Raw genomic sequence first — 16,272 nt, forward strand, 5'->3', positions numbered from 1 at the left:
GGAATGACGAGTCGGCTGACTCACCTGCTGCGGCTGGACGGCTATTTCTGCACCATGGCCTGGGTGCTGGCGGCGCTGCTTTTCATCAATCGCCTGAGCAGCATGGTCAAGCTGTTCATGGCGCTGTACCTGCGTCAGGAACTGGGGCTGGCGATTGAAACCGTCGGCTGGCTGCTGTCCGCTTACGGCGCCGGGCTGCTGATTGGCTCGATGCTGGGCGGATGGCTGAGCGATCATGTGTCCACGGCGCGGCTGACAGCGGCGCTGTTTTTTGCCTCGGTGTGGACGCTGGTCTTGCTCGGGCTGGCCACGCAGGTGCCGCTGCTGGCAGGTTTGCTTTTGCTCAGCGGGACACTCGACGGGTCGATTCGTACGCTGCATCAGCGGTTGATCATGGAGTACTGCGAGGTGGCGCAGCGTCCTCGCGCGCAGGCCTTGAGCCGTGTCGCCAGAAACCTCGGGATGGCTGCCGCCGGCTTGGCGGGCGGGGTGCTGGCGCAGACCGATTTTCGCTGGGTGTTTTTTGTCAGCGCGGCCATGACGCTGCTGGCATTGCTTTGGTTTGTCCGCACGACGTGGCGCCGACCGGCGCTTATTCCTGAGGAAACGCCCGATGTCGGCGCAGGCACAGGCGTCCCCTATCGAGATCGACCGTTCCTCTGGTTGCTGGCCGCGGTGATCCTGCTCGGTATGGCGTTCGACTCGATCTACAGCATGCTCGGCAATTACTTGCGGGATTACTACCGGTTGAGCACTGAAGCCATCGGCTGGCAGTTCGGCCTCAATGCGATGCTGATTGTGGTGTTGCAAATACCGCTGTCGCACTGGGGTGAACGCTGGGGCGCACGCAGGCAACTGGTGGCGGGATGTGTGTTGCTGGCGGTTGGGCTCGGCATGTTGCCGCTCGGTTCCGGGTTGTTTTACGCCTGTCTGTCGACTGTGGTCTGGACGCTGGGGGAAGCCCTGTTTATGCCGCCGCTGAATGTTCTCGTCATGCAGCACGCGCAAGCCGGAAAAAGCGGCCAGTACTTCGGCCTGTTCTTCATGTGCTGGAGTGCGAGCGCGCTGCTTTCACCGGTACTTGGCGGTCAGCTCTATGGCCATTACGGTGGGCACATTGTCTGGTTCGTCAGCGCCGCGCTGGCCATGCTGTCCACCCCGCTGATTTATCAGGCCACACGTTTGGGCGCCTCGAAAGGGCTTGATCCACAAACGCGGCGCGCCACCTCGCTTAGCTGATTCGGTTATGGGTGTTATCAGAAACCGATCTGGCCGCCGACGGCATTTCCGCCCATTCGTTAGCGTCCTATCTGGAGAACCCGGCTGAGCGCAACTAAATTTCAGACAGCGCCAGTCAGGCACTTGTGTTTCACCTGCAAAAGGATGGAATCGGCTATGAACAGATTTTTACGGGTTTTATTGCTGTTGAAGGTGGTGGTGTTGTTGTCCCTCGGCAGTTCAGCGGTGTGGGCCGGATGTGAGGATCATGATACTCAGGCGTCGAGCGGGACGGTGGTGCAGGGTGATCTGATGCTTGCCAAGTCCGAGTCCGAACCGGGTGATCAGGGGCAGGGCGGCAGTGCGGACGATGACGATTCGACCACTGAGGAACCCGACAGCGACGATGACGACGACAGCCAGACGTAAACCGCAGGCAAAAGAAAACCCCTTCTGCCCCGACTGATGCGCAGCCGGGGCAGAAGGGGTTATTGAACAGATCGCAAATCCCTGTGGGAGCGACGGTGCGACGATTCGACCTGCTCGCGAAGGCGATATTTCAGTCAACATCTTATGTCGACTGAGAGACCGCTATCGCGAGCAGGCTCGCTCCCACATTTTTACGCGGCGCCGTCGAGGAATTGCTCGGCGTAGTGGCAAGCCACCTGGCGTCTGTCGAGCAGGCGCAGGGCTGGCTCTTCAGTGCTGCAACGCTCGGTCGCATACGGGCAGCGCTTGTGGAAAGCGCAGCCCGACGGCGGGTTCAACGGGTTTGGCAACTCGCCGACGATCTTGATTTTCGGCTTGTTCGGGTCCGGGTGAATGGTCGGGGTGGCCGACAGCAGCGCCTGGGTGTACGGGTGCAGAGGACGCTCGTAGATGTCGTTCTTCGGGCCCATTTCCACCGGGCGGCCGAGGTACATCACCATCACGTCATCGGCGACGTGTTGCACCACCGCCAGGTTGTGGGAGATGAACACGTAGGCGGTGTTGAACTCTTGCTGCAAATCCATGAACAGGTTCAGCACCTGCGCCTGAATCGACACGTCCAGCGCCGAGGTCGGTTCGTCCGCTACCAGCACTTTAGGCTGCAACATCATCGCGCGCGCCAGGGCGATCCGCTGGCGCTGACCGCCGGAGAACATGTGCGGATAACGCTGGTAATGCTCAGGACGCAAGCCCACCTGCTTCATCATCGCCTGGACTTTCTCGCGACGTTCCGAGGCGCTCAGGTTGGTGTTGATCAGCAGCGGCTCGGCCAGTTGATCACCGACTTTCTGCCGTGGGTTCAACGACGCGTAAGGGCTCTGGAACACCATCTGCACGTCTTTGCGCAGTTGCTTGCGTTCAGCCTTGTTCGCACCGGTGACTTCCTGCCCGGCGATTTTCAAGGAACCGGAGGACGGCTCTTCGATCAGCGTCAGGGCGCGGGCCAGGGTGGATTTGCCGCAGCCCGATTCACCTACAACGGCGAGGGTCTTGCCGGCTTCCAGTTCGAACGACACACCGTTCAGGGCGCGTACGGTCGCATGGCCCTTGAACAGGCCGCGGGACACTTCGTAGTGGCGGGTCAGGTCGCGGGCGGTAAGTACGACGGCCATTACGCCACCTCCTGATTCAGCGGGTAGAAGCAGCGGGCGAGGCTGTTGCTTTTCGGGTCAAGGGTTGGACGTTGCTGACGGCAGGAATTCTGCACATACGGGCAACGCGGCGACAGCAGGCAACCCTGCGGACGGTCATAACGACCGGGAACGATGCCCGGCAGCGTGGCCAGGCGCGTGGCACCCAGGCTGTGTTCCGGAATCGCCTTGAGCAGCGCTTCGCTGTACGGGTGCGCCGGAATGTCGAACAGCTGAGGTACCTGACCCACTTCCACCGCTTGGCCGGCGTACATCACGCACACCCGCTGAGCGGTTTCGGCCACGACCGCGAGGTCGTGAGTGATCAGCACCAGGCCCATGTTCTGCTCTTTTTGCAACGCCAGCAGCAGGTCCATGATCTGCGCCTGAATCGTCACGTCCAGTGCGGTGGTCGGTTCGTCGGCGATCAGCAGTTTCGGTTCGCCGGCAATCGCCATGGCGATCGCGACTCGCTGGCTCATACCGCCGGACAGTTGATGCGGGTACGCGTCCATACGGCTGGCGGCGCCCGGGATTTCAACTTTTTCCAGCAGTTCGATGGCGCGTGCTCGGGCTTGCTTGCCAGACATTTTCAGGTGCAGGCGCAGCACTTCTTCGATCTGGAAACCGACGGTATAGCTCGGGTTCAGCGCGGTCATCGGGTCCTGGAAGACCATGGCCAAGTCTTTGCCGACGATCTGCCGACGCTGACGGTTGCTGAGCTTGAGCATGTTCTTGCCGTCGAAATTCAGCGCGTCAGCAGTGACGATCCCCGGATGTTCGATCAGGCCCATCAGCGCCATCATGGTCACGGACTTGCCGGAACCCGATTCGCCAACGATGGCCAGGACTTCGCCCTTGTCCACGGTAATGTCGAGACCGTCGACCACCGGAACGGCGTTCTTGTCGCCGAAGCGAACGTTGAGATTCTTGATTTCTAACAGTGACATTTGAATCTCCTCAGGCGGCGTTCTTGAGTTTCGGGTCCAGCGCATCGCGCAGACCGTCGCCCATCAAGTTGATTGCCAGCACGCTGAGCAAAATGGTCAAACCAGGCAGACTGACGACCCACCAGGCGCGTTCGATGTAGTCGCGAGCCGAAGCCAGCATGGTGCCCCATTCAGGGGTTGGCGGTTGAACGCCGAGGCCGAGGAAGCCCAGTGCGGCGGCATCGAGAATCGCCGAAGAGAAGCTCAAGGTGGCCTGAACGATCAGCGGCGCCATGCAGTTGGGCAGCACGGTGACGAACATCAGGCGTGGCAGACCGGCACCGGCCAGACGCGCGGCTGTCACGTAGTCGCGGTTCAATTCGCCCATCACCGCGGCGCGGGTCAGACGAACATAGGACGGCAACGAAACCACGGCGATGGCAATAATGGTGTTGATCAGGCCAGGGCCGAGGATGGCGACAATCGCCACGGCCAGCAGCAGGGACGGCAGGGCCAGCATGATGTCCATCAGACGCATGATGGTCGGGCCGAGCAGGCGCGGGAAGAACCCGGCGAACAGACCCAAAAGGATGCCCGGAATCAGCGACATCACCACCGACGACAAGCCGATCAGCAGGGACAGGCGTGAACCGTTGATCAGCCGTGACAGCAGGTCGCGACCCAGTTCATCGGTGCCGAGCAGGAACTGGATCTGCCCACCTTCCAGCCAGGATGGCGGGGTCAGCAGGAAGTCACGGTATTGCTCGCTCGGGTCATGCGGTGCAACCCACGGCGCGAAGATTGCGCAGAAAATCACCAGCAGCATGAACATCAGGCCGGCAACGGCGCCTTTGTTCTTGGAAAACGCTTGCCAGAACTCTTTGTACGGAGACGGGTACAGCAGGCTTTGATCGACTGTTACCGCTTGATTTGTAGTTGAAGCTGGAGTGGTCATGGTCATGATGATCTCAGCGCTGGTGACGGATGCGTGGGTTGGCGAAGCCGTAGAGGATGTCCACCACGAAGTTCACCAGAATCACCAGGCAGGCGATTAACAGGATGCCGTTCTGCACCACGGGATAGTCCCGTGCGCCAATGGCTTCGATCAGCCATTTGCCGATGCCGGGCCACGAGAAGATGGTTTCGGTCAGAACCGCACCCGCCAGCAATGTGCCGACTTGCAGGCCGACCACGGTCAGTACCGGGATCAGTGCGTTGCGCAGACCGTGAACAAACACCACGCGCGACGGCGACAGGCCTTTGGCGCGGGCGGTACGGATGTAGTCTTCACGCAGTACTTCGAGCATCGAAGAACGGGTCATCCGCGCAATTACGGCCAGCGGGATGGTGCCGAGCACGATGGCCGGCAGGATCAGGTGATGCAGGGCATCGAAGAACGCACCGACGTCATCGGCAAGCAGCGTGTCGATCAGCATGAAGCCGGTCCGCGGCTCGATGTCGTAGAGCAGGTCGATCCGCCCTGACACCGGAGTCCAGCCCAGGGATACCGAGAAGAACATGATCAGGATCAGGCCCCACCAGAAGATCGGCATCGAGTATCCCGCCAGGGAGATGCCCATCACCCCATGGTCGAACAGGGATCCTCGCTTGAGTGCCGCAATCACCCCGGCCAGAAGGCCCAGGATGCCGGCAAACAACAGCGCGGCCATGGACAGTTCCAGGGTCGCGGGGAATAGAGAGCTGAATTCGCTCCAGACGCTTTCACGGGTACGCAGGGATTCGCCAAGGTCGCCGTGGGCCAACTTGCCGATGTAGTCCAGGTACTGGGCATACAGCGGTTTGTTCAGGCCAAGGCGTTCCATTGCCTGAGCGTGCATTTCGGGGTCGACCCGACGTTCGCCCATCATCACTTCCACGGGGTCGCCTGGAATCATGCGAATCAACGCGAAAGTCAGCAAGGTGATGCCGAAGAACGTGGGGATCAATAACCCCAGTCGGCGGGCAATAAAACTAAACATCTTGTGGTGTACCTCATCAGCCGGTTAGGCGTGCCCGGCATTCCTGGGTCAGGAATGCCGGTAGTTTCTTATCTACTTCACCTGGGTGGTGGCGAAGTTATTAGTGGTGAGGGGGCTAATGTGATAGCCCTCTACGTTGTTGCGCATTGCGGTAAACATACGGGTGTGCGCCATGTTGATCCATGGCTGGTCCTGATTGAAAACCTCCTGGGCTTGCTCGTAGAGCGCTGCACGTTCCTTCGGGTTCACTTTAGCCCGTGCTTCGTCGATCAGCGTCTGGAATTTCTGATTGCACCAGCGCGCGTAGTTTTCGCCGTTCTTGGCTGCTTCGCAACTCAGATTAGGCGTCAGGAAGTTATCCGGATCGCCGTTATCGCCCGCCCATCCGGCGGAGACCATGTCGTGCTCGCCGTTTTTGGCGCGTTTGAGCATTTCGCCCCATTCCATGACGCGAATGTCGACTGTGATACCGACCTTGGCCAGGTCAGCCTGCATCATCTGCGCGCCGAGCATCGGGTTCGGGTTGGTCGGACCGCCGCCGTTACGGGTGAACAGCGTGAAAACAGTGCCCTCCGGCACGCCCGCTTCCTTGAGCAGGGCGCGAGCCTTGTCCAGATCACGTGGCGGGTTTTTCAGGTCGTGGTTGTAGCCCAGCAGGGTGTCCGGGAACGGATTGACCGCGACCGTTGCGTTGCCTTTGCCAAACAGCGCGTTCACGTATGCGGCCTTGTCGAACGCAATGTCGATGGCCTTGCGCACACGCACATCACTCATGTATTTGTGCGAGGTGTTCATCGCGATGTAGGAAACGGTCATCGCGTTCATCTCATCAACCTTCAGGTTGGTGTCTTTCTTGATGCTCGGGATGTCGTCCGGTTTCGGATACAGCGCGACCTGGCACTCGTTGGCCTTGAGCTTTTGCAGGCGCACGTTGTTATCGGTGGCAATCGCCAGGATCAGCGCATCAGCCGGTGGCTTGCCACGGAAGTAGTCCGGGTTGGCCTTGAAGCGAACCTGGGCGTCTTTGTTGTAGCGCTGGAACACGAACGGGCCGGTGCCGACCGGCTTGTTGTTCAGGTCGCCGGCCTTGTTGGCCTTGAGCAACTGGTCGGCATATTCGGCGGAATAGATCGAGGAGAACGCCATGGCGACGTCTGCCAGGAACGGCGCTTCGCGACGGGTCAGGGTGAATTTGACGGTGTTGTCGTCAACTTTCTCGACGCTTTTCAGCAGTTCCTTGAAGCCCATGCTTTCAAAGTACGGGAAGCCCACGCTCGACAGTTTGTGCCATGGGTGGTTCGGGTCCAGCTGGCGCTGGAAGCTCCAGACCACGTCGTCGGCGTTCATGTCGCGGGTCGGCTTGAAGTATTCGGTGGTGTGAAACTTGACGCCTTTGCGCAGGTGGAACGTGTAGGTCAGACCGTCTTCGCTGATGTCCCAGGAGTCGGCCAGTGCCGGAATCACTTCCGTGGTGCCGGGCTTGAAGTCCGCCAGACGATTGAAGATGGTTTCGGCCACCGCATCGGCTGTGACTGCAGTCGTGTACTGGACCATATCGAAGCCTTCCGGGCTGGCTTCGGTGCAGACCACCAGGGGTTTGGCCGAGACGCCAACAGCGACACTCAGCAACGCGGCTGCAATGGCCGCACGTAGGGGAAGCATTTTCATCAAGAACCCTCTGCAATCGGTTAAAGGACAAAAGCCGAACGGCCGATTCATCTCTGAATCAGCCGTCGGCAGGTGTATTACAGAATGTTGAACGGGATGGTGGTCACGAGACGGAACTCGTTGAGGCTGCCATCCGCCTGGTTATCGCTGGCGCGGTGAGCGGTATAGGTCGCGCGAACAGTGGTGGCTTTGAGCGGGCCACTCTGCACGGCGTACGACGTACCGATACCGTATTCATAGTGGTTTTCGCCGTCCATCGATTGCACGCCGTTGTAACCGCCGCCGGCATAGTGAGTACCGTCGATGCCCCAACCGCGAGCCTGATAAATGTTGAACTTCAGGCCTGGAACGCCGTATTCAGCCATGTTCAGGCCGTAGGCGATCTGGAAGGATTTCTCGTTCGGGCCGTTGAAGTCCGACAGCAGGGAGTTGGCCAGGTAGATGCCGTTGGTTTCGTGCAGGTAGTCGAAGTACTCGTTACCGTTCACTTCCTGGTACGAGAAGGTCAGGCTGTGGGCCTGGTGAGTCAGGCCCAGCGACAAGGAGTAGGTGTCGTTGTCGATCTGCCCAAGCTTGGCTTTACCTTCGTCAACGGTTTTGTAGTAGTTCAGGCCGGTGGTCAGGCTCAGGATCGAGCTGTCGCCCAACACATGGCTGGCGCCGAAGTAGTACTGGTTCCACAGGTCTTCAGCCTGGGTGCCCCACAGGCTGGTGGTCAGGCTGGCAAACGGGGTGTAAGTGATACCGGCGGTATTGACATGATCGGTTTCCACCACGTTGTCGGCGTATTCGGAACGGAATTTACGCTGGCTTTCCTCGGTACGCGGTGAGTTGCGATCGAAGGTGCCCAGGTCGAACGCCAGGTTCTCCAGCTCTTCACTGTGGATCGAAACACCCTGGAAGCTCGAAGGCAGCGGACGGTTGCCGATGACATCGACCATCGGGCTGCTGAAGTTCTGACGGCCGGCAGTCAACGTGGTGTTGGAGAAACGCGCCTTGACGTTGGCCAGGCCCAGTTTGCTCCACTGACCCTGGGCGTCACCGCCATTTTTGGTCAGGGTACGGTTGTTGCCAAGGCGGGGCACGCCGTTGAGTGGTACGCCACCATTGGCCGATGCAAGGTCTTTGCGATCACGGTCCAGGGCGATGGCGTTGTAGGCTGCCACTTCGGTGCTGAAGCCTACGGTGCCTTCGGTGAAGCCCGAGTTGTACTTGATGATGGTGCCTTGCACCCAGTTGATACGACGATCCGTTTCTTTCAGTACGCCGTTGTCCCTGTAACGAAGCACCGCCCCCCGTCGGAACGACTCATTCGCATACCAGTTACGCGTGGAACCGGTGACTGATTGTCCTTCGACAAAGCCAGTGGCCTCGCTTTGGGCGCTTTTCTCTTTCACGGTAACCGGGGTGAACGCCTGGCTTTGGGTTTCTGCGTACGCCGAGGCGGTTACGCTGCTTATGGCCAGGGCCAATAACGCGGTGCTACTCAGTTTCATGGGGTGAAGCTCCTTTCTTTCTTTTTTTAATGCCGGTCTTTTTTGGTGATCCGGCTATTTGATTTCGAACTCATACAAGGCATCGCAAACGTTTGCTTCAGGCCGGATTGGCGAATTACGGCAATACGCTTGCGTGAGGGCGGAATCCGCCCCCAGCGTTTTTGGCTAATCGGTTATTTTTCTATGCTGACGCCCGAGAACACGTTGCGACCGAAAGGACTCACCTTGAATCCCTCGATTTTGGCGCTCAAGGGCTGGTTAACCGTCGAATGGGCGATAGGCGTGATCGGCACTTGTTGCTTGAGGTAGTGCTGCGCCTGTTTGTAGAGCACGGTGCGCTGGTCGCGGTCAGTGACGACCTTGGCCTGCTTGATGAATTTGTCGTAAGCCGGATCGCACCACATGGAGTAGTTGTTACCACCAATGGCGTCGCAGCTGTAAAGCGTGCCGAGCCAGTTGTCCGGGTCCCCGTTATCACCGGTCCAGCCAATCAGGCTGACGTCGTGCTCGCCATTCTTGGTGCGCTTGATGTACTCGCCCCATTCGTAGCTGACGATCTTCACCTTGAGGCCGATTTTTGCCCAGTCAGCCTGGAGCATCTCGGCCATCAACTTGGCGTTCGGGTTGTAAGGGCGCTGCACGGGCATCGCCCACAAGGTGATTTCGGTGCCTTCTTTCACGCCGGCAGCCTTGAGCAATTCCTTGGCTTTTTCCGGGTTGTAGACCGTGTCCTTGATGGTGTCGTCGTAAGACCACTGGGTCGGCGGCATGGCGTTGACCGCCAGTTGACCGGCGCCCTGGTAGACGGCGTTGAGAATGCCTTGCTTGTTCACCGCCATGTCCAGCGCCTGACGCACTTCGAGCCTCTGGTCGAATGGTTTGTGGCGGACGTTGTAGGCGATGTAGCCAAGGTTGAAGCCGGGCTTCTCGATGAGCTTGAGTGCCGGGTCGTTCTTCAGCGCTGGTACGTCGGCGGGGCGCGGGCTCAGGGTGATCTGGCACTCATTGGCCTTGAGCTTCTGTACACGCACCGATGCGTCGGTGTTGATCGAGAAGATCAGGTTGTCGAGCTTGACCCGGCGTCGGGCTCCCAGTACTGCTTGTTACCGGTGTAGCGGATGTTGGAATCTTTCTGGTAGCTCTTGAACGCGAACGGGCCAGTGCCGACCGGCTTCTGGTTGATGTCGGCGGCTTTGCCTTCTTTCAGCAGATGGGCAGCGTACTCAGCGGACTGCACCGACGCGAAGCTCATGGCCATGTTCTGGATGAACGCGGCATCAACTTCTTTGAGGGTGAACTTGACGGTGTGGTCGTCGACTTTATCGATCTTGGTGATGTTGGTGTCCATCCCCATGTCTGTGAAGTACGGGAATTCGGTCGGGTACGCTTTGCGGAACGGGTCGTTCTTGTCAATCATGCGATTGAAGGTGAACAGCACGTCGTCGGCGTTGAACTCACGAGTCGGCTTGAAGTACGGGGTGGTGTGGAACTTCACGCCTTCACGCAGGTGAAAGGTGTAAGTCAGGCCATCATCGGAGATGTCCCACTTGGTCGCCAGACCAGGAATCACAGCGGTGCCGCCGCGCTCGAACTGGGTCAGGCGGTTGAACATGGTTTCTGCAGAGGCGTCGAAGTCGGTTCCGGTGGTGTACTGACCAGGATCAAAACCGGCCGGGCTCCCTTCGGAGCAGAACACCAGGTTAGTCGCCGCTTGGGCGAAAGGTGCGGAGGCTAACAAGCCTGCGCCGACTAAAAACGGAATGACCGCGTGTTTAAGCATGTTGGCCTCATGATTTGTTGTCATTTTTGGAATTAGAGGACGACCTCGTGAGTCGTGCCTGCGGATACTTATGCAGGGGCCATACCCAATGCAAGATCCTGAACGACTGCAGGCGTTAAACAGTGGCACGAACGTACCTTAATGTCGCATATGTATAAATTCATGTGCATTTGACCGTTTGCGCGGGGTTTTTTCGGTGCATGGGGTGCACCTGTGCGGGGCGATTTGGACGTCTTGCGCACTCGATTGGAGCGCGGTGTTACTTATTTATACCCAACATTGAGGGGAGGGCGGGCGTGAGTGAGATCGAATTCCAGTTCGGTGGGTAGGTGTTTGTTGTTTAGAGGGTTGTTGTGTCTGTGGGAGCAGATTGTTCCGTTACTGTTTGTCAGTGGACATCTGTGGGTGGGCTTTGGATTTGGAATTTGGTGGGGGCTGCGTCGGCGCGTTGGTAGTACCCGGGGTGCAACCCGTTGTTGCTTGCGGTAGCGCTTTTCGCTTTTTTCAAATGTTGAGCGCCTGATAAATGAGCATTTTCTGACGGATGTGCAGTGGTCAGGCGTGGGGAGCGAGCCTGATAGCCGATCATTTACTTTCAGGTGCACATCATTCCCCTGTAGGAGCGAGGCTTGCCCGCGAAGGCGACCTGATAGCCGACCAGTCTCTAGCCGATGTACACCAAACCCCTGTGGGAGCTGGCTTGCCTGCGATGGCGGCCTGACAGCCAACCAATCTTTTACTGCTGCCTGTAATCGATCATTCCCACGCTCCCGCGTGGGGATGCCGCCCGGTACGCTCCGCGCTCCATTTTTGTGTTGAACCATGTGTAAAAAACACGGCGCTTTCCCACGCATTTTTCAGGTTGCCGGGTAGGAAGCAGTCCTTCTAACCTTTGGCCGTCGCTGCAATTTCAGCGACCGGGCGTGGAAACCCGGATCTCTTAGTAGCCGCATAGCTCGACCATCGTATTCGTTGCCGACGTCTTCATTCGTCTGCAAACTGCGTCATGGCGGCTGTGCGTGGGCAGACTTCGGTCTGGCCGGGTCCTACTAACCGGTATTTCCACCCTGCGTGCAGCCGCCACCTATTTGTCGTGTGGAAACGACAATGGATGGCTCCCATTTTTAAGTAGGAGTTTTTCCATGGATAAGTTAATCCCCGATCCACCCGTTAACACCACCACTCCCAGCGCCGAAGACACACAGGCCGAAGCGCTCCTAAGGGACCGCGAAGCCATAAAACGCGCCCTCGATTACTACCTCGATCCACCCGACCAATACGCCCCCAAGCCCCGTCGTCCCAGCACCATGTTCATGATCGCCCGGACATGGACAGCGAAAGTCTCCTGGCTCAAGCTTGCGAGTCGTTAGCATCGGCAAGTGTCATGACCAGTGATTTCGCCGCGAACCTGATTGGCCCGCAGCGCCATATGGTGTTGGCGATTCAGCAGATCATCATGTTGGCGGAATTGGCGGTGAATCGGGCGTTGGATAACGTCGATCCGGCGTAGACCGCGTCATCGTTCTTCGCGAGCAGGCTCGCACAGGGAGATCGGGTGTGTACATAAATGGTGTGTTTCCCCGGACCCAATGTGAGCGAGCCTGCTCGCGATGGCGACAGATCAATCAGCGAAGATTTTCGGTTGCCAGTAGCCCAATAGTTCGAACTTCCTGGTGATAAAAATGAATGTGATAAAACTGCCTGTACCTGTCAGGTATGACAGTAGAAATATCCCGCAACTTGAATGAGCATGATCGCCTCCCGTAACAGCCTTTTACTGGCTAAGCGGTCGGCTTCAACAACGTGTGCAATCTATATAAGGAAATAACCATGACCGATGAAAAAAAGGATTATGTACGACAACACGACTATGAAATTATCCAATACTATATAACGATTCATGGTGGCAGGTTGTGAAAGGTGGAACACCTATTGGGGTTAGGTATGGAGTAGAAGATGAAGCATGGAAATACGCTAACGATTTGATTTCGGCGGATAGCTATAACCATTAGTTACCCCTTCGTCCTTCATCGCGAGCAGGCTCGCCCACAGGGAGTGTGCACACAGGGATTTTGTATACGGCACAGATCAAAATGTGGGAGTGAGCCTGCACGCAAATGCTGTGGGTCAAACACCACGAAATCATTTGGGTTCACATCCTTCAACGCATCAATATCTGTCTTGATCCGTGAGTGAGTTATGGCAAATCGATCTAGGTTGTACGTGAAAAATGACCTGTAACTGTTATTTCTGACAGTAGAAATACTGTTTAAACCATTTAATGATGACTCCTGAGGCATACGGTTTCTGCGCTCAGCCGAGTCGGCGGCGTAATGACCTTCTTCAACGGATTTTCATAAGGAGATGAACATGAGTTACCCAAAAATTACTGAATATGAAGGTTGTGAGATTCGTGAATATGAACCTGGCTCTTCGACAAACAGGTTTCAGGGGTTCGACAAAAATGGGAAACAGATAACGATGCTGTGTTTTACCTTGGAGGACGCCCAAAATGTGGTCTGGGCGCATAAACATCCCCCTAGGGGAGGGTCGCCTGACTAACCATTTTATGTGTCAAGTCGAGTGATTTTTTTCGCGACTAAGTCCACGGGCAAAAAAAACGGCGATCACTTCAGTGATCGCCGTTGCTGTGTCCGTGTTATCGAATCAAGGCATCAACACTTCAATCGCGCCATCCGCCGTCATGCTGACCTGGCTCGTGCCCGCCTCAACTTCCGGCGTCACCGGCGCACCGTCCATGCCGGCGGCTTTCATCATCATCGGCCCGCGCATGTACGGTTGTGGATAACCGTTGCTGTTCAAGTTCAGGTTAACGATTTTGTAGCCCTTGCCGCCCAACGCGTCGGTCGCCAGTTGGGCGCGGGCCTTGAAGGCGGTCACGGCTTCTTGAAGCAGCGCGTCTTCGCTGGCTTTGCGGGTTGGTGTGGCGATGGCGAAGTCCATGCCGCCCATTTTCAGGTCGGTCAGCAGTTCGCCTGTCAACTTCGACAGCGCGGCAAAGTCCGAGCTTTCCAGGCGCAGTTCGGCGCGCTCGCGCCAGCCGGTGATTTTCTGGCCCTTGGTGTCGTAGATCGGGTAGCTGTTGCGGCTGCCCTGGCGCAGGGTGACTTCCTTGACCTCTTTGGCCTGGGCCAGCGCTTTGTTCATGGTGGTGCTGACGTCGGCGGCGAGTTTGGCCGGGTCGGTGTTTTGTTCTTCGGTGTAGAGGGTCACGATCATCAGGTCGCGAGCCACTTCCTGGCTGACTTCGGCGCGCAGGGAGATCTGGTTGTAATGAAGCTCGTCGGCGGCCAGGGCCGGCAGGCTGGCGACGGTGCCAACGCTGAGGGCAAGAAGGGCGGCGCTGCGGCGGAAACTGTGCATGAAAACTCCTTGGGCGGTGCGCAGGGGTTAAGGTCCGAGCCTGCGTGAAACCATCAGACTCTAGCTTTAATGATCCGGTTCGCACAGTTACAACTTCTATACAGATGGAATGCAGGAGACCGCGTTGAGGCCATTCGCGGGCAAGCCTCGCTCCTACAGGAATGTGTCGTTCAAAGGATTTGCGTCCGACACATCCCGTAGGAGCGAGGCTTGCCCGCGAAGGCGTCCTTATAGACGCAGCAGAACTTCCTGCCATGTGGCGGTTTGCCGCACTTTTGCCTGCCAGCCCCCGTGCTTGGTTATACTCCGTGCGATCCGCCTGGAGCGCTCATCAGGAGAGCTCATGCTCGCCCCCGTTCAAATCACTTCCGCCACTCGCCAGAATCTCTGGCGGCTCACGTTCATCCGCACGTTGGTGCTCGCCGCTCAGGCCGGTTCCGTGGGGCTGGCCTACTGGTTCGACCTGCTGCCGTTGCCGTGGGTGCAACTGGCAATGACCCTGGGTTGTTCAACGCTGCTGTGCGCGTTCACGGCGGTTCGTCTGCGCACCTCGTGGCCGGTGACCGAGCTGGAATATGCCCTGCAACTGGCCTGCGATCTGTTTATCCACAGTGCCTTGCTGTATTTCTCCGGCGGCTCGACCAACCCGTTTGTCTCGTATTACCTGGTGCCGCTGACCATCGCCGCCGTGACGTTGCCGTGGCGCTATTCGGTGATTCTGTCCGGCATCGCGCTGGCGCTTTACACGTTGTTGCTGGCGCAGTTCTATCCGCTGGAAACCTTTCCCATCGCCCGGGAAAACCTGCAGATCTATGGCATGTGGCTGAGTTTCGCCCTCGCCGCAGCGGTCATCACGTTCTTCGCCGCGCGCATGGCCGAAGAGCTGCGCCGTCAGGAAGAATTGCGCGCCATCCGCCGTGAAGAAGGCCTGCGCGACCAGCAATTGCTGGCCGTTGCGACCCAGGCGGCGGGCGCGGCCCATGAGTTGGGCACGCCGTTGGCAACCATGAGCGTGCTGCTCAAGGAAATGCGCCAGGACCACCACGACCCGTTGTTGCAGGACGATTTGAGCGTGCTGCAGGATCAGGTCAAACTCTGCAAAGAGACCTTGCAGCAACTGGTGCGCGCCGCCGAGGCCAATCGCCGCTTGGCGGTGGAGATGCAGGACGTCACCGACTGGCTCGACGAAGCCCTCAATCGCTGGCACTTGATGCGTCCGGAAGCCAGTTACCGCTTCCAGCGCCTGGGCCAAGGCACCGTGCCGCGCATGGCGCCGCCGCCAGACCTGACGCAAGCGCTGCTGAATTTGCTGAACAACGCCGCCGATGCCTGCCCCGAAGGGTTGCAGGTGACGCTGGACTGGAATGCCGAGGACCTGACCATCAGCATTCGCGACCACGGCGCCGGTGTGCCGCTGGCCATTGCCGAACAGATCGGCAAACCGTTTTTTACCACCAAGGGCAAAGGTTTCGGCCTGGGCCTGTTTTTGAGCAAGGCCAGCGTGACACGCGCCGGCGGCTCAGTGAAACTCTACAGTCATGAGGAAGGCGGCACGCTCACCGAGCTGCGCCTGCCCCGTGTCGCCCGAGGAGACGAACATGAGTGACGAGATCCAAGTTGAAGGCGAAGAACTGCCGCATTTACTGCTGGTAGACGACGATGCAACCTTTACTCGTGTGATGGCCCGCGCCATGGCCCGCCGCGGTTTTCGCGTCAGCACCGCCGGTTCCGCCGAAGAAGGGCTGGTCATTGCCCAGGCTGATATCCCGGACTACGCCGCGCTGGACCTGAAAATGGACGGCGACTCGGGCCTGGTGTTGCTGCCCAAACTGCTCGAACTCGACCCGGAAATGCGCGTGGTGATCCTCACCGGCTATTCGAGCATTGCCACCGCCGTCGAGGCGATCAAGCGCGGCGCCTGCAACTACCTGTGCAAACCGGCGGACGCCGACGATGTGCTGGCCGCGCTGCTCTCCGAGCACGCCGACCTCGACACTCTGGTGCCGGAAAACCCGATGTCGGTGGACCGCCTGCAGTGGGAACACATCCAGCGCGTGCTCACCGAACACGAAGGCAACATCTCCGCCACTGCCCGCGCCTTGGGCATGCACCGCCGCACGCTGCAGCGCAAACTGCAGAAGCGCCCGGTCCGTCGCTGAACGGACGCTGAACGATTATCGCCAGCCCTCGCGATAACCC

The 16,272-nt window shown here is 58.5% G+C and carries 11 protein-coding genes and 2 pseudogenes; 5 read left to right on the forward strand and 8 right to left on the reverse strand.

The window, feature by feature from the left end; translation table 11 throughout:
* Positions 1-3 precede the first annotated feature (3 nt).
* A complete protein-coding gene (locus tag ACYZTM_RS19805; protein ID WP_131063106.1) occupies positions 4-1,239 on the forward strand; it encodes an MFS transporter in 1,236 nt (411 codons plus the stop codon).
* Between the two features lie 156 nt (positions 1,240-1,395).
* Positions 1,396-1,647 carry a hypothetical protein gene (locus tag ACYZTM_RS19810; protein ID WP_131063107.1) on the forward strand — a complete coding sequence of 84 codons (252 nt, stop codon included), beginning with the start codon at positions 1,396-1,398 and terminating at the stop codon, positions 1,645-1,647.
* Between the two features lie 191 nt (positions 1,648-1,838).
* Here the strand turns inward: ACYZTM_RS19810 and ACYZTM_RS19815 are convergent, their stop codons facing one another.
* From ACYZTM_RS19815 to ACYZTM_RS19845, 7 genes and pseudogenes are all read right to left on the reverse strand, one after another.
* Positions 1,839-2,819 (reverse strand): peptide ABC transporter ATP-binding protein, encoded by a 981-nt coding sequence (locus ACYZTM_RS19815; protein ID WP_131063108.1) that lies wholly within the window; start codon positions 2,817-2,819, stop codon positions 1,839-1,841.
* Positions 2,819-3,787, reverse strand: coding sequence for an ABC transporter ATP-binding protein (locus ACYZTM_RS19820; protein WP_461984205.1), 969 nt, complete (start codon positions 3,785-3,787; stop codon positions 2,819-2,821). The genes ACYZTM_RS19815 and ACYZTM_RS19820 overlap by 1 nt, the downstream gene beginning before the upstream one ends.
* Before the next feature lie 10 nt (positions 3,788-3,797).
* Complete coding sequence (locus ACYZTM_RS19825) at positions 3,798-4,727, reverse strand: ABC transporter permease subunit (protein WP_371928440.1); 930 nt, start codon at positions 4,725-4,727, stop codon at positions 3,798-3,800.
* A gap of 7 nt (positions 4,728-4,734) precedes the next feature.
* The gene (locus tag ACYZTM_RS19830) at positions 4,735-5,745 is read right to left on the reverse strand and encodes an ABC transporter permease subunit (RefSeq protein WP_131063110.1); all 1,011 of its coding nucleotides are present in this window, start codon (positions 5,743-5,745) and stop codon (positions 4,735-4,737) included.
* Positions 5,746-5,817: 72 nt separating this feature from the next.
* Positions 5,818-7,413 (reverse strand): ABC transporter substrate-binding protein, encoded by a 1,596-nt coding sequence (locus ACYZTM_RS19835; protein WP_461984207.1) that lies wholly within the window; start codon positions 7,411-7,413, stop codon positions 5,818-5,820.
* A 77-nt stretch (positions 7,414-7,490) separates the two neighbouring features.
* A complete protein-coding gene (locus ACYZTM_RS19840; RefSeq protein ID WP_461984209.1) occupies positions 7,491-8,909 on the reverse strand; it encodes an OprD family porin in 1,419 nt (472 codons plus the stop codon).
* Positions 8,910-9,082: 173 nt separating this feature from the next.
* A pseudogene (locus ACYZTM_RS19845) lies at positions 9,083-10,689 on the reverse strand (ABC transporter substrate-binding protein).
* A 1,142-nt stretch (positions 10,690-11,831) separates the two neighbouring features.
* Here ACYZTM_RS19845 and ACYZTM_RS19850 point away from each other — a divergent pair.
* Positions 11,832-12,199: pseudogene (locus ACYZTM_RS19850) on the forward strand (DUF6124 family protein).
* Between the two features lie 1,157 nt (positions 12,200-13,356).
* Here ACYZTM_RS19850 and ACYZTM_RS19855 read toward each other — a convergent pair.
* Positions 13,357-14,073, reverse strand: a complete 717-nt coding sequence (locus ACYZTM_RS19855) for an SIMPL domain-containing protein (protein WP_131063120.1) — start codon at positions 14,071-14,073, stop codon at positions 13,357-13,359.
* Between the two features lie 343 nt (positions 14,074-14,416).
* Here ACYZTM_RS19855 and ACYZTM_RS19860 point away from each other — a divergent pair, with 343 nt between their 5' ends.
* Both ACYZTM_RS19860 and ACYZTM_RS19865 read left to right on the forward strand, forming a co-directional pair.
* Positions 14,417-15,679, forward strand: a complete 1,263-nt coding sequence (locus tag ACYZTM_RS19860) for an ATP-binding protein (RefSeq protein ID WP_131063121.1) — start codon at positions 14,417-14,419, stop codon at positions 15,677-15,679.
* Entirely contained in the window at positions 15,672-16,232 is a 561-nt protein-coding gene (locus ACYZTM_RS19865; protein ID WP_109627955.1) for a response regulator transcription factor, read from the forward strand. The genes ACYZTM_RS19860 and ACYZTM_RS19865 overlap by 8 nt, the downstream gene beginning before the upstream one ends.
* Positions 16,233-16,272: the final 40 nt, after the last annotated feature.

Source organism: Pseudomonas sp. MDT2-39-1, from assembly GCF_054898085.1.